General features: G+C 55.3%; 13 protein-coding genes. 4 read left to right on the top strand and 9 right to left on the bottom strand.

Annotation, left to right across the window (positions count from 1 at the left end):
* Window positions 1-67: 67 nt before the first annotated feature.
* Both QMG93_RS07440 and QMG93_RS07435 read right to left on the bottom strand, forming a co-directional pair.
* On the bottom strand, window positions 68-1,639 hold the full coding sequence (locus QMG93_RS07440; protein WP_281935004.1) for an FAD-dependent oxidoreductase: 1,572 nt from the start codon (window positions 1,637-1,639) through the stop codon (window positions 68-70).
* A 134-nt stretch (window positions 1,640-1,773) separates the two neighbouring features.
* Complete coding sequence (locus tag QMG93_RS07435; protein ID WP_281935002.1) at window positions 1,774-3,294, bottom strand: carboxypeptidase M32; 1,521 nt, start codon at window positions 3,292-3,294, stop codon at window positions 1,774-1,776.
* Window positions 3,295-3,402: 108 nt separating this feature from the next.
* Between QMG93_RS07435 and QMG93_RS07430 the strand changes: the two genes are divergently transcribed.
* Window positions 3,403-3,747 (top strand): iron-sulfur cluster biosynthesis family protein, encoded by a 345-nt coding sequence (locus QMG93_RS07430; RefSeq protein WP_281935000.1) that lies wholly within the window; start codon window positions 3,403-3,405, stop codon window positions 3,745-3,747.
* A gap of 42 nt (window positions 3,748-3,789) precedes the next feature.
* Here QMG93_RS07430 and QMG93_RS07425 read toward each other — a convergent pair whose 3' ends face one another.
* From QMG93_RS07425 to QMG93_RS07410, 4 genes are all read right to left on the bottom strand, one after another.
* On the bottom strand, window positions 3,790-4,347 hold the full coding sequence (locus QMG93_RS07425) for a beta-class carbonic anhydrase (RefSeq protein WP_063180382.1): 558 nt from the start codon (window positions 4,345-4,347) through the stop codon (window positions 3,790-3,792).
* Between the two features lie 103 nt (window positions 4,348-4,450).
* Window positions 4,451-5,902 carry a sensor histidine kinase gene (locus QMG93_RS07420; RefSeq protein ID WP_281934997.1) on the bottom strand — a complete coding sequence of 484 codons (1,452 nt, stop codon included), beginning with the start codon at window positions 5,900-5,902 and terminating at the stop codon, window positions 4,451-4,453.
* Entirely contained in the window at window positions 5,899-6,642 is a 744-nt protein-coding gene (locus QMG93_RS07415) for a response regulator transcription factor (protein WP_281934995.1), read from the bottom strand. Before QMG93_RS07415 ends, QMG93_RS07420 begins: the two co-directional genes overlap by 4 nt.
* Complete coding sequence (locus QMG93_RS07410; protein ID WP_281934993.1) at window positions 6,639-7,181, bottom strand: DUF309 domain-containing protein; 543 nt, start codon at window positions 7,179-7,181, stop codon at window positions 6,639-6,641. The genes QMG93_RS07415 and QMG93_RS07410 overlap by 4 nt, the downstream gene beginning before the upstream one ends.
* Window positions 7,182-7,322: 141 nt before the next feature.
* Here QMG93_RS07410 and QMG93_RS07405 point away from each other — a divergent pair, with 141 nt between their 5' ends.
* The 3 genes from QMG93_RS07405 to QMG93_RS07395 all read left to right on the top strand — a co-directional run bounded on the left by QMG93_RS07405 (window position 7,323) and on the right by QMG93_RS07395 (window position 10,142).
* Window positions 7,323-7,757 carry a hypothetical protein gene (locus QMG93_RS07405; RefSeq protein WP_281934991.1) on the top strand — a complete coding sequence of 145 codons (435 nt, stop codon included), beginning with the start codon at window positions 7,323-7,325 and terminating at the stop codon, window positions 7,755-7,757.
* Window positions 7,758-7,784: 27 nt separating this feature from the next.
* Window positions 7,785-8,060, top strand: a complete 276-nt coding sequence (locus QMG93_RS07400) for a YxcD family protein (RefSeq protein WP_036685355.1) — start codon at window positions 7,785-7,787, stop codon at window positions 8,058-8,060.
* Between the two features lie 147 nt (window positions 8,061-8,207).
* A complete protein-coding gene (locus QMG93_RS07395) occupies window positions 8,208-10,142 on the top strand; it encodes a glycosyl hydrolase family 18 protein (RefSeq protein WP_281934985.1) in 1,935 nt (644 codons plus the stop codon).
* A 53-nt stretch (window positions 10,143-10,195) separates the two neighbouring features.
* On the opposite strand, the gene QMG93_RS07390 is transcribed toward QMG93_RS07395, so the two are convergent.
* The 3 genes from QMG93_RS07390 to QMG93_RS07380 are packed head-to-tail and all read right to left on the bottom strand — an operon-like array spanning window position 10,196 to window position 13,273.
* Entirely contained in the window at window positions 10,196-11,155 is a 960-nt protein-coding gene (locus QMG93_RS07390) for an ABC transporter substrate-binding protein (RefSeq protein ID WP_281934983.1), read from the bottom strand.
* Window positions 11,156-11,197: 42 nt separating this feature from the next.
* Window positions 11,198-12,229, bottom strand: a complete 1,032-nt coding sequence (locus QMG93_RS07385) for a FecCD family ABC transporter permease (RefSeq protein ID WP_281934981.1) — start codon at window positions 12,227-12,229, stop codon at window positions 11,198-11,200.
* Window positions 12,230-13,273 (bottom strand): FecCD family ABC transporter permease, encoded by a 1,044-nt coding sequence (locus tag QMG93_RS07380; protein WP_281934980.1) that lies wholly within the window; start codon window positions 13,271-13,273, stop codon window positions 12,230-12,232.
* Between the last annotated feature and the right edge of the window lie 235 nt (window positions 13,274-13,508).

Genomic DNA, 13,508 nt, shown 5'->3' with positions numbered 1-13,508 from the left:
AAAGGCCGCTTCCGCGGAAAATCCACGGAAACAGCCTCGAAGGAGCATTTTATTCGTATGAAGTTCGTTAAACGGCGGTTATTTTAGGCCACGCCAATTCAAAGCCTTGATTGACGAGCGCGTTCTGGAACGCTTCGAGCTTGGCCGGTGTATTTCGCACTTCGCGGGGCTGGTAGCCGTTTTGCAGGCAGAAGGCGGCCAGCGCCCCTGCGGCTTCCCCAATGTTCCACTCCACGGGATGCAGACGGAAGCAGCCGTTCGTAATATGCGTCGTGCCGAGATTTTTGCAAGCCGGAAGCAGATTTTCGAGCCGGACCGGGATCAGACTGCCAAGCGGGATCTGAAACGGCAGCGACGAGATGTCGAGATAATTGCGGCCCGTCATGCTGGGATGCAGGTCGATCCGGTAGCAGCCGACTCCGACGGAATCCGGGAAGGGAACCGCCCCCTGCTCGCCGCGCACCGCTGCGCTTACATGCTGCTCCAGCACGGTGAACTCCGCGCGGATACGTCTGGACTCCCGGATGTACGGATATTTTGCCAATCCGTCCTCCGTACCGACCACATCCGGCCGCAACCGCAGACCCGGATAGCCTGCCCCTCCGTCCGGGCGGGGAGCTTCCGTCTGCAGCCAGTACAGAAGCGACAAGCTGAGCTGCTTTGCCTGCCGCGCATGCTTCTGCGCTTCCTCCGGTTTCACGTCATACACATTGCCAAGCCAATAATCGTTCTGCGACCAATTCACCAGCGTGATATCGCTTGGAAACGTGCCGGGCGCAAAATTCGCTTTGTCGACGATGCGCCGGTAGTAAAATAACGGATACTTATCCGTACCCCAAAACAACGTTTCTTCCACAGGCTCCAAAGTGACCGGATTGGGCGACACCCAACTAAGCTGCTTGTCCGGCCAAAAATCCGCCTTGTAGTTTCGCCAGAAGCTGTAATCCTTCGGTTTATCGATGACATGATTCTCGCCTTCCTTGTAATCCATGGCGAAGCATTGGGTAAACGCCTGAATGTCCCGCGGATCAGGTGCGCCGTCCAGCGCATGGGGCTCTTCCGTCTGCCGCTTGGATTCAGCGCCCGTTACATATTCCGCGCAGGTCAGAGGAAGCAGTTCGCCCGTCTCGGTCGCATCCAAAATATACGCGGCGCGAATCGTATGCCGGTGGCCCGTCTCCCCGATCACGGTAACCGACCGGACGCGGTCGCCGTCCATCTCGGCCGCAACGGGCCGGTGCCGGGTCATGATGACGAGCTTGCCGCTGTGCACATAAGGGGCCAGCATGTCTTGCAGAACGGCCAAATAGGCTCTCGGCTCCGCACAAAGCCGGCTCACGCCGCCGTTGCCAGGATTTAAATAATAGACCGCGCGCGCCTCCGCGGTCGCCGGAAACCTTGTCTTATAATAGGCGCGCACCCCGTCGCGAAATTCGCGATAGCTGCGGGTGCAGCCGAATTGTTCGATCCAGCGGTGCTCGTCGGGCGGGACGGCCTGACTGGTCAACTGTCCACCAATCCAATCCGTCTCCTCGGTCAGAATGACCTGTCTGCCCATTCGGGCTGCCGCCAGTGCGGCCGCGCAGCCTCCGACACCTCCGCCGATAATGGCAATGTCCGCTTGAAGTTCTTTGTGCATACACTGTCGCCTCCTTGTCGTCTGTTCCCTTCGGATGAACCAAAAATCGTCTTACATAAGAATAGACTGGAAAAACACCCAAAAGGTTACATACGAGGCAATAAAAAAACGGGGACCGTGTCCCCGCAGCCGGATTAAAGCTTATAAATATCGGAATATTTCACGCGCAAATAATCGACCAAGTAGGACGGATTCAGCTCCTCGCCCGTCACCCGGGTTATGATTTCCGTCGGCGTCTGGCTTTTGCCGTATTGATAAATTTTGTCCGCCAGCCAAGCCTTGATCGGAATCAGATTGCCTTCGCGAACCAGTTCGTCCACATTGCCGAGCTCCTGCTCCAGCGTGCGTTTAATTTGCGCGGCGTACATATTGCCGAGCGCGTACGACGGGAAGTAGCCGAACATGCCGCCCGACCAATGCACGTCCTGCAGCACGCCTTCGCCGTTATCGGAAGGCACGATGCCGAGATACTCCCGGTATTTCTCGTTCCACACCTCAGGCAGGTCGGCGACTTTCACGGCCCCGCTGAACAGCGCCTTCTCGATTTCATAGCGCACCATAATGTGCAGGTTGTACGTCAGTTCGTCGGCCTCGATACGGATGAGAGACGGCTTCACTTCGTTCGTGGCGCGGTAAAAATCTTCGACGCTCACCTTGTCGAACTGGCCGGCATAATTTTTCTGCAGCTCGGGGAAATAACGGTTCCAGAACGGACGGCTGCGTCCGATCATATTTTCCCAGAAGCGCGACTGCGATTCGTGAATGCCCATCGACGTTCCCGTGCACAGCGGCGTGCCGAGCAAGTCCATCGAAATGTTCTGCTCGTAGAGCGCGTGCCCGCCCTCATGGATCGTACCGAACAACGCGCTGTTCACGTCGTTCAGCAGGTAGCGCGTCGTAATCCGCACGTCGCCCGGGTTCAGGCCGGTCGCAAACGGATGGACCGTTTCGTCCAAGCGTCCCGCTTCGAAATCGTAGCCCATCTGTTCCAATATGTATAAGCTGAACTTCTTTTGCTTGTCCTTGTCAAACGTTTGCTTCAAAAAGGCTGTTTCCGGCTTATGAGCCGACTCCTGAATCGCCGACAGCAACGGAACGACCTGCTCACGCAGCGCGCCGAACACTTGATCGAGCTTCTCTACGGTCATGCCCGGCTCGTAAGCGTCAAGCAGCGTGTTGTACTTGTGTCCTTCGTAGCCCCACAGATCGATGAACTGCAGGTTCATATCGACGATTTTTTCCAGATACGGCTGGAAGCCCGGAAAATCGGCCTGATGCTTCGCATCTTCCCAAGCCGACTCCGCCTGCGAGGTAAGCACCACATATTCCTGATAGAGCTTCGGCGGAATTTTTTTGCTGCGGTCGTACTCCTTCTTGCATTCGCTTACAATTCGGCGGTCGATATTCGACAGCTCCTGCTGTACTCCGGACGAAGTGAAATGGTCCAGAAACGCGCCCATCTCGTCCGACACCGACATTTTGAACAGCTCGCCGGACAGCTCGCCGACGACTTCGGACCTTGCCGCAATGCCTTTCTTCGGCGCACCTGTGCGCATGTCCCAATAAATGAGTCCGATGGCTTCCTTATAGCTTTTCATCTTTTTCAGATATTGCTTGAATTCCGTCAATTTGGCTTCCAAATTTCCTGTCGACAACGGGCATTCCCCTTTCCAAAGATATACATTGATCATACTTCGTTCGCGGAGCAGAAGCAAATATCGCCGAAATGAGGTATGATATACAAGAAAGGAGTGTGACGTGAGATGCGAATCATCTTTACGGAAAGTGCGGTAGCGGAAATCCGGCGCATCCTGGACCGGCAAGCGGGCGGACGGCTGAAGCTTGTGTACGATGCGGAGGGCTGCGGTTGCGCGGTCAGCGGCGTGCCGACGCTGTGGATTACGGACGAGCCGGACCGGAACGATTTTATCGTGGCGGGGGACCCGTTCGAAGTGCTGTTGGACCGGAAGCACGAGGTGTTTTTCGAGGAAAATATGACGGTTGATTATCAAGCGAGCGGCTACTGCTTTATCTTGAAAAGCAGCGGACAAATCTACAATGCGAACATGCGGCTGATTGATAAGCGGAACGCCGTCGCGAACCGGTGAGAAGGCGGAAGGCCTTCTCACCTTTTTCGTTCCGGGAACGGCTTAGTAGCCGTTGACGATAACATCCAGCTTACCGGTCGAAGGGTCGATGACCAGTCCGTGAACCGGGATGTCCGGTACGAGCGGATGGTTCTTGATAATATTCACGCTGCTTTTGACGCTTTCCTTCACATCTTCGAAGCCTCGCAGCCACCGTTCGAGGTTCAGGCCCGAATATTCCAGCGTCTTGAGCGTCTCTTCTTTAATCCCCCGCGCCACAAACTTCTCCTTCACGCGCTCCGGGTTCAAGTGGCTCATCCCGCAATCGTGATGGCCTACGACCAGCACTTCATCCGCGCCCAGTTCGTAAATCGCCACGATAATACTGCGCATGATGCCGCCGAACGGAGTCGAGACGACGCCCCCGGCAGCTTTGATCATCTTCACGTCACCGTTTTTGATATTCATGCTGGCCGGAAGCAGCTCAATAAGACGCGTATCCATGCAAGTAAGAATGACGAATTTCCGATCCGGAAATTTTGACGTTAAATAAGGCTCGTACTTTTGCTCCTCGACAAACGAGCGGTTGTACTCCATGATCTGGGATAGTAGATTCGGCATTCGCACTTCATCCTTCCTGTTCTAAAAAATAGGCTGATGTTTTTTTAAAAAATCTTATCTTTTTTTTCGCTATTTCACAAGAGACTGATTTCCAGAGGTCCCATCAACTGCCATAGCGCTCCGAAGTGAGGAGCGGGAACGCGATCCGGAATTCCGTGCCCTTCCCGAGCTCGCTTGCTGCCGCAATCGACCCTTTCATCCCGGTGACGAGATGTTTGACAATGGTCAGACCGAGCCCTGTGCCGTCCGAATCGCCGGAGCGCGACGGCTCCGCCTTGTAGAAGCGGTCCCAGATCCGGAGCAGCTCGTTTTCGCTCATGCCGATCCCCGTATCGCGCACGAGGATAACAGCCTCCTCTCCCTCGGCCGCAAGCTCGACGGTAATCGTTCCCCCGGACGGCGTGAACCGGATCGCGTTATACAGCAGGTTGAGCAAAATTTGCGCAAACCGGTCCGGATCAAGCTCGCACCGCATCGGCTGCGTTCCCGGCATGGGGCCGGTCAAGCGCACGTGCAGCCCTTTGTCGGAAGCGGCACTCTGCACCAGCTCCAGCACCTCGCTCACCTTGGCCGGCAGCGCAACGGGGCGCGTCCGGAAGACGTCCGTTCCGTTCTGAATGCGGGCGAGGTCGAGCAGGTCGTCTACGAGCCGCTGCAGCCGCTGCACCTCATGATCGCATATTTTCAAATAATGCGAGAATTTCTCGGGCGGAATGACCCGGTCGTTCATCGCAACGATCAGCCCGCGCAGCGATGTCAGCGGCGACCGCAGCTCATGCGATACGTTGGCCAGGAACTCCTGGCGGTTGTCGTCCCACTGCTCCAGTTGACCGACCATGAAGTTAAAGCTGCGCGCCAGTTCGCCGATCTCGTCGTCTGACGAGACCGGTACTCTCGTTGAAAAGTCGCCATTCGCCACTTCAAGCGCCGCGTGATTCATCTGCTGAAGAGGACCGGCCAGCTTGCGCGACAGAATGAAAAGAATAACCCCCACGGCGACCAAAGAGAACAGCAGCGGAACGAAAATATTCCAGCGAATGGCCTTTAGTGCTTCGCTGCTTTCCAGCGCAGGGACGAGCATCATGATGACGATCGGCTGGCCGTTCAACTCCGCGGGCGTGTAATAGGACAGCAGCCCTTCCCCGCCGTACGGATCGACCTTGTACTGCCCCGCCGAATACCCGCTTCCGCCTCTAAGCCCTTCGGCGAGCAGGGGTTCCAGCGGCTTCGGAATCGTCGTCCCTTCCCGGTCCGACGAACCGTTCAAAACCATGCCCTTCGCATCAACCAGCCATACGGAGCCGTTGATGCTGCGGCCGATAATCCGGCTGCCGAGCCGCAGTTCTCTTGTGGAAAGCGCCCCTTCTTGATACGTAGGCAACAGCTTGATGACTTCGGCGGAACGCGAACGCAGCAGCTCTTTTTTGTCCTTATAGAAAAAATCCGTAAAGTAAGAATTCCAAAATACGGCCAAGCCTACGAACACGAGCACGCAGGTGGCAAGAAAGGAAAGAAAGATTTGAATATACAGGCTGCGCAGCCACCGCTTGATCATATGCCGCGCACCTCGAACGAGTACCCGATGCCCCACAGCGTTTGAATCGTCCAGGCCTCATGGGAGCCGAGCTTCTTGCGCAAATTTTTCACGTGGGCGTCCACGGTTCGGGTACCGCCGCTGAAATCGAAGTTCCACACGTACCCGAGCAGATCCTCGCGGGTGTACACCCTGCCGGGGCTGGCCGCCAAAAAATGCAGCAGCTCGATCTCCTTGGGCGTCAGGTCGACTCTGCTCCCGTCTAAACTTACTTTATACTGATCCAGGTCGATGCTCAAATTACCGACTTCCAGCGGCTTCGAGGCATGCTCGGCAGGTACGGGCGCAGCGGTTCCCTGGTGCCCGGCGCGCCGCAGGACGGCCTTGATCCGCGCCACCATTTCGTTCGGATCGAACGGCTTGACGATATAGTCGTCCACCCCAAGGTTAAAGCCACGCAGCTTATCGATTGACTCGCCCTTGGCGGTCAGGAAAATAATCGGCGTCATGCCTTCCACTCCCGACAGCTTACGAATCTGGCTGCACAGCTCAAAGCCCGATATGTCGGGCAGCATGACGTCCAGCAGCACAAGATCGGGCGCTTCGGTCTTGACCCGCTCCAATACCTCACCACCCCGAAAGTGAAGAATAGGAACATAGCCCGCATGCTCCAGATAAAGCCGAATGACTTCGACGATATGCGGCTCGTCGTCCACAACCATAATTTTTTGCGGCTCGCCGCTTACATGCATCCGGCTCATACGCCGTCTCCCGTCGATCTGCGCTCCATCCTGCGCTGCTTTTGCAGCTCACGCTCCGCCACGACGCCGCTGCGGTCGCGAAGCGTATGCTTATGGATAAGATACGTATCGTTCAAGTTGCTCGGCTGTCCCCACTCGGCTTGCGCTTGAGCGGCGGCATCCCGGCACACGGCGTTCAGCACCGCGTCCTGCAGCGGAATATCCAGATCGGTATAGACAAAATCGGCGTTATCCAGTTCACGCAGACGCGCCTGCAGACGCAGCCGGAATTCGGCGGCGTCGATGCCGAGAAGCTTCAACTGCTCGTCTTTGAACCGTTGGAGCGAGCTCGCAAGCATTTTGACCGCCCCAGCCCGATTGCCCCGCCGCTGATGGTAGAGCGATACGGCCACTTGAATCAGCCCGACGCAAGCCTCGCTGCAAGGATCTTCCGGATGCTCCTTCCAATATTCTTCCATCACTTCGTGGCATTCGAAATAATCGCGTTCCGCATGGAAGTGCACCAAATATTGAATATACGCTTCGCTATAGTTAGGCATCGCAATGTCCCTCTGTTCATAAAAATGATCTTTTCATCTTCTATTGTAACAAGTTCGTTTAAATTCTGAAACCATCGCCCACATTATACGTAGTAAGCTAAGACAGGAAGTTTATTCTATTTCAATGGAGGATGCAGAAAGATGTTGAAAAAGTTGTCTCTCATTTTGATGGCTTGTATGCTGGTGTTTTCGTTCACCGCACCCGGTATGGTCGACGCCAAAGGATACAAGTCCTCGAAAAAAAGCTACACGCCCAGCAGTTCCAACACCACGCAAACGCCGAATAACGGCATCAATAAAACCGAGCCCGCCGCTTCCAAATCGCCGGCCGGCACGGCGTCAACGCCGGCAAAGAAACCGGGCTTTTTCAGCGGCGGTCTGATGAAAGGCCTGATGATCGGCGGTCTGGCGGGCCTGCTCTTCGGAAGCCTGTTCGGCGGCATGGGCTTCCTCGGCGACTTGCTGGGCCTGATGGTGAACGTGCTTGCGCTCGTTGTTCTATTCGTCGTCATCCGCAAAATTTTCGTCTACTTCCGCGACCGCAAGAAGTTCAAGGAAGAACCGAAGCGTTTCTAAATTTGAGGATAAAGAGGTTACCACGATATGCGACTATCGGAGCAAGATATTATCAATGCAATATGCCTGAATATCGCCGAACGAAAGCAGATTCATCCGACGCAGGTTGAAGTGGAGCTCATGTGGGACGAGGACCATGGCTTCTCCGCCGAAGTACACGCCGAAGGCCGCAGCCAGATCCTGATCGCCGCCAACATGCTGGAAGCGATCGAGCGCTACCTGCTCAAGGAGCAAAATATCCGCGTGTTCCGGGATCAAATCCAGCTCGTGCTGGAAGACGAAATCGTCGCCGATATCGGCTGACCTACCGAACGACCCTTCAAGCGATGGCTTGGAGGGTTATTTTTTGTCTCCAATGGCCGCCCCATTCAGGATCCTATTATTTTCCTCGCAACTTCGAGGCCTCTTCTAACGTTTAATAGAGTAGACTGACCAGAAAGAGGCTGATGCATGTTGAAGCGCAACACCCTGCTGACGTTGTCCGTAATGACGCTCTTCCTCTCCTCCGCGGGCTCCGTTATGGCAGCCGACAAGACATCCAAGTACCGCGTCTATCAGGATACCACCATGCTGCTGGAGACGTCCGATTACAAGTCCGCCGAAAATTATGCCAGACAGTTCGCGGACAGCCACGTCGAAGAGATCGGCACCCGTAAATGGGTATGGCATAACTACCCCCGCTACAAGGTATACCAGAACGGCTACAGCTCGTCTAAATGGGAATATGCCAGCTTGGATCAAGCGATACGCGAAGCGTCCAATTGGGGACATGCCAGCGTACGCGACCTGCAATCAGGCGGCTGGGTATGGAGCAATTACCCGAAGTACCGCGTCTACCAAGGCGACGATATTACGATGGATTCCTGGAACTTCGAAACGTTGAACCAAGCGATCGCCGAGGCGAAAAAATGGGGCAACGCCCATATCGTCGAGCTCAGCACGCACCGCTGGGTGTGGGACAACATTCCGGCCAACCGCAAGACGGAGCTGCGCAGCGGCAGCAAAATTTATCAAATCTATCAAGGTACATACTCCGCTGAGAATTGGAAGTTTGCATACTTAGAGGATGCCGTAAACGAATCGCTCAATTGGAGCAATACGAAGATTGTGAACACCGAAACGGGTAAGGTCGTATACTCCAATGTCAAACCGTATAAAGTGTACCAGTTCGAAACACTGCTGAATTCGTTCCTTAGTATTGACGAAGCGATAGCGTACGCCAAGCAGTTCGATCATACCCGGGTCACCGATGACGAAGCGGCGGGACTTGACGGTACCGCGCGCGTTATATGGAATAATTATCCTTATTATCAAGTGTTTCAAAAAGACAAATGGATTGCGGACTTCTCTACGATTGGCGGCGCCTTATCGTATGCCATGGGCTATTCCAACACCTCCATTCGGCTGTACGATGACGGGTCCAGCATCTGGAACAACCTTCGTGGTCTTCAGTTCTGGGGCTGGAACGGAAGCTCCAGCGACAACACGATCCGCAGTCAGGTGAGCAACACCTCGGGGCTGGATGTCGTCTCCCCCACCTACTTTCAGCTCGCCGATAGCTCAGGCAATGTGACCGACAGCTCGAACAAAGAAACCGTCGCTTGGCTGAAAAAGCAGGGGTACTCCGTCCATCCGCTTGTCAACAACCAGTTCGACACGGCGATGACGACACAATTTCTGGCTTCGGCGCAGGCCCGCAGCAAGTTCATTTCCGCGCTGGTCGATAAAGCCGTCGCCATCGGGGCGGACGGGCTGAACATCGACTTCGAGAGCGTCGCAGGCACGGATCGTTCCGCCTTCACGACGTTCATGAAGGAAATTACGGATGCGGCTCATCAAAAAGGACTTGTCATCTCGGTCGACCTGCCTAGAGGCAGCGCCGCATGGAATGCCAAAACCGCGTTCGAGCACGAGAAGCTCGGGCAGATCGTCGACTACGTTATCACGATGACTTACGACCAATATTGGAAAGGCAGCACCGAACCGGGTTCCGTAGCCGGTCTGCCTTGGGTTGAACAAGGCGTGCAGGAATTTCTGTCCTACGGTATTCCGCGCGACAAGCTGATCATGGGAATTCCGTTCTATGTGCGGGAGTGGAAGGTCGACAAATCCGGCAAGCTGGACAGCAACCGCGCGCTGCTGATGAAGGACCTGACCGGCCTCATCTCCTCCAAGCAAGCGAATCTCAGCTGGGACAGCCGCTTCAATCAGTACAAGGTCGAGTACGAGCAGGACGGCTTCAAGAACGTCTTCTGGCTGGAAAACGAAGAAACCGTCAAAGCGCGGATTGATATCGCCAAAAAGTACGAATTGGCAGGTGTGGCCGCTTGGCGCCTCGGCTACGATACGAAGGAATTATGGAATACAATGATCCAGCAGAAATAAATACGAAAAAGACCGCCGGGCTCGTTCGGCGGTCTTTCCTATGATAGTAAGACTTAAGACTTTTTGAGCATCGTCACAATCTCCTGCAGCTGCTTCTCGATATCATGCGGTGTGTAGCCGAACCATGTATCGAGATTCAGCATGTATACCCGATTGTTTTTGACGGCAGGCAGGTTCGCCCATAGCGCGGTTTTCGAAATTTCATCCAGCCGCTTCTTGGAATCGTCATCGCCGAATACCGACACGAACAAATAATCGGAGGCGTACTCCGGCAGCAGCTCCAGAGACACCGGAACCGCCCAGAAATTCGGGTCCTTCTCGATTTCCTTCTTCACCAGTGGCGGAGGCGTCAGCTCCAGTGCTTTGTAGATGGTAAAGCCGAAATTCCGTACGCCGTACACATAGATTTCTTTCGGGCGAATGTTATAGATGGCCGCCGTTTTTCCCGGTTCGATGACGCTCTGAATCTGCTCCCGCACCGCTTGGAATTTGGCCCGAAACGCCGTGCTCCAAGCTTCGGCTTCGCTCTGGCGGTTCATGATGTCGCCCATGACTTTGACATGACCGAACACGTCATATTTGTCCCAAGGAACGACGACCGTCGGAGCAATTTTGGACAATTTATCATATGTCTCTTGGTCGACATCCCCGGCGATGATCAGCTCCGGCTGGAGCTCCAATATTTTTTCGTAATTGTATCTCCCGGCTTCGCCGATATTTTCAATCCCTCCCGATTTCTCTCCGAGATCCTTAAGAAGATTAGACGGGCCTCCGAGAGGCTTGACGCCAATGGACAGAAGCTGGCTGACATATTGGAGCGTGACGACCTTTTCCGGCTTAGCAGGGATTTTCGCCTCGCCCATCGCGTGCTTGTAGACGCGCTCTGACGCCGTCTTCGTGCCGGAGCTGTCGGCAGAAGCGCCCTGCTTGGAATCGGTTGAATTGGCCCCGCAGCCTGCGATTACCAGGATCAGTAAAAATACGGAAATGAAGGCAAACTTTGATTTTCTCACTTTAAAAACTCCCCTCCGAACCACTAATCGAGTACTCTTGATTTATCTCGCTCTTGCAAGCAAATAAAGAAAATACGGCGCGCCGATGATCGCAACAACAATTCCGGTAGGAATTTCCGCAGGCTGGATAACGACTCGTGCAATCGTATCGGCGACGATCATCAGCAGGCCGCCGACCAAGGCCGAGGCCGGGAGCAGCATTTCGTGCTTCGGACCGATCAGACGCCGGGCCAGATGCGGACCGATCAAACCTACAAAGCCGATGCCTCCCCCTACCGCGACACAAGCGCCGGCAATCCCGACGGAAGCGGCAAGCAGACCGAGCCGTTCCTTCTCAACGGGCGCGCCCAAGCCGGTCGCCATCTGTTCCCCGAGATTGATTACATTCAGCACTCTGGCTTTGTAAAACACATAAGGCAGCAGCACGATCAGCCACGGCAGCAGAGAGACGACAAACTTCCAGTTCGAACCCCAGATGCTTCCCGCTAGCCAGACGGCGACGAACTGGTAATTTTGCGGGTTCAACCGCAGCGTCAACACCACCATTAAGGCACTAATACCAGCTGCGACGGCAATCCCGGTAAGAACCATACTAGTTGGCGACAAGCCTTCGTGCTTCTTGTAAGCCAGCCCGTAGATGATGGCCGCTGTGACCCCCGCCCCGACGAAAGCGAGAATCGGCAGTAATAAAACCGGCGCCGCCGTCTTCGACGGGAAAAACGAGATAAAGAGCACGACCATCAAGCCTGCGCCGGCATTGATCCCCAGAATGCCCGGATCGGCCAGCGCATTGCGGGAAAGCCCCTGCAAAATGCACCCCGATACGGCCAGGCCCGCACCGATCAGCACCGAGATAACGATGCGGGGCAGCCGGAAATCGAACAAAATGAGCTCCTGCTTCGCCGTACCCCCACCGAACAGCGTTCGGATAACATCGAGCGGTGACAGTCGGGTGTATCCGGTGTTCATGCTGACGAGAAAAGCAAGCACAATCAACACGCCCAAAATGGATAAAACCGTGACGGCCTGAATTTTCTTGCGGCGTTCCGTCGCTCCCATCTTCACTGCTTCCATCTACAGCTCCCTCCTCTGCTTGCGTGCCAAGTAAAGGAAGAACGGAACCCCGATCAAGGCGATCAATGTGCCGATCGGCGTCTCATACGGCGGATTGATCATTCTCGCCCCGATGTCGGCAATGACCATAAGCAAGCTGCCGAGCACCGCCGAGCATGGAATAATCCAGCGGTAATCGACGCCGACCAGCGACCGGGCAATATGCGGAATGACGAGCCCGACGAAGCCGACCGCGCCGACCGCAGAAACGGCCGTGCCTGCAAGCACCAGCACGACAATAGCGCAAGCGAGCTTCACCCAGCCCGTACGCTGGCCCAACCCCGTCGCCACTTCGTCGCCAAGACTCAGCAGCGTTATGGACCGGGAAAGTAACAACGCGGCGATCAAGGCGGCAATGACCCATGGAGTCATGATTTTGAGCTGGACCCACTTCGTCCCGGCTACCCCGCCCGCATACCAGAAAGCGAGATCTTGTCCGATGTTGAAATAAATCGCCACGCCCTCGCTGACCGCAACAAGAAGGGCGTTGACGGCAGCGCCAGCCAGAGCAAGCCGGACCGGCGTCAGACCGTTTTTGGACATGGAGCCGACCCCGTACACCATAAACGCCCCGACCGCAGCGCCGAGGAACGAGTACAGAATCAACTTCATGAACGGCAGCCCCGGCAAAAAGGCGAAGCAGAGAGCAAGCACGAACCCTGCCCCCGCATTCAGGCCGAGCAGCCCCGAGTCGGCAAGCGGATTGCGGGTCATCCCCTGCATAATCGCTCCAGCCACGGCGAAGCAGGCGCCGACCAGCGCCCCGGCAAGCGCCCGCGGAAGGCGCAGCTCCTGAATGATCTGATGCTGGGTAATGTCGGGATTAAACCGAAACACGGCTTCCCATACGGTGGAAAGCTGAATATCCGCCGCACCGACGGAAACCGACAAGGCCAGCCCCACTAACAAAACAGCAAGTCCCGCAAACAAAACAATCGTTGCCGTTACCGGCCGGGACCGCAGCTTCGGCGTGGATTGGGGCGCAGCCTCCGTATGTACGCTCATGAGAACCATCCTTATCTTTGCTGGAATGAAGAGGTTTTTGCCTCGTGCACCATGATACTGATAATCATTATCAGTAAATGATTATACATGCAATATCCATTTCCGTCCATACTTTCAAGGAATTTTTGGATAACGATGCCAGCGAAGTAAGAATTCATACCATGCCCATGCGCCATGTCCTAAGAAACTATGTCTTGCAACCCGAACGTAAGTCTAGGGTCGACCGCAATATAAA

It is taken from the genome of Paenibacillus tyrphae (genome assembly GCF_027925525.1).
Taxonomy (GTDB): domain Bacteria; phylum Bacillota; class Bacilli; order Paenibacillales; family NBRC-103111; genus Paenibacillus_G; species Paenibacillus_G tyrfis_B.
The sequence above is the reverse complement of the archived record's forward strand: the minus strand, read 5'-3'. Positions and strand labels throughout refer to the sequence as shown.

Bases quoted from the DNA above. Each gene is read 5' to 3' on its own strand.
- QMG93_RS07440 (WP_281935004.1), bottom strand. From the start codon at position 1,639: ATGCACAAAGAACTTCAAGCGGACATTGCCATTATCGGCGGAGGTGTC.
- QMG93_RS07430 (WP_281935000.1), top strand. From the start codon at position 3,403: ATGCGAATCATCTTTACGGAAAGTGCGGTAGCGGAAATCCGGCGCATC.
- QMG93_RS07425 (WP_063180382.1), bottom strand. From the start codon at position 4,347: ATGCCGAATCTACTATCCCAGATCATGGAGTACAACCGCTCGTTTGTC.
- QMG93_RS07420 (WP_281934997.1), bottom strand. From the start codon at position 5,902: ATGATCAAGCGGTGGCTGCGCAGCCTGTATATTCAAATCTTTCTTTCC.
- QMG93_RS07415 (WP_281934995.1), bottom strand. From the start codon at position 6,642: ATGAGCCGGATGCATGTAAGCGGCGAGCCGCAAAAAATTATGGTTGTG.
- QMG93_RS07410 (WP_281934993.1), bottom strand. From the start codon at position 7,181: ATGCCTAACTATAGCGAAGCGTATATTCAATATTTGGTGCACTTCCAT.
- QMG93_RS07405 (WP_281934991.1), top strand. From the start codon at position 7,323: ATGTTGAAAAAGTTGTCTCTCATTTTGATGGCTTGTATGCTGGTGTTT.
- QMG93_RS07400 (WP_036685355.1), top strand. From the start codon at position 7,785: ATGCGACTATCGGAGCAAGATATTATCAATGCAATATGCCTGAATATC.
- QMG93_RS07395 (WP_281934985.1), top strand. From the start codon at position 8,208: ATGTTGAAGCGCAACACCCTGCTGACGTTGTCCGTAATGACGCTCTTC.
- QMG93_RS07385 (WP_281934981.1), bottom strand. From the start codon at position 12,229: ATGGAAGCAGTGAAGATGGGAGCGACGGAACGCCGCAAGAAAATTCAG.
- QMG93_RS07380 (WP_281934980.1), bottom strand. From the start codon at position 13,273: ATGAGCGTACATACGGAGGCTGCGCCCCAATCCACGCCGAAGCTGCGG.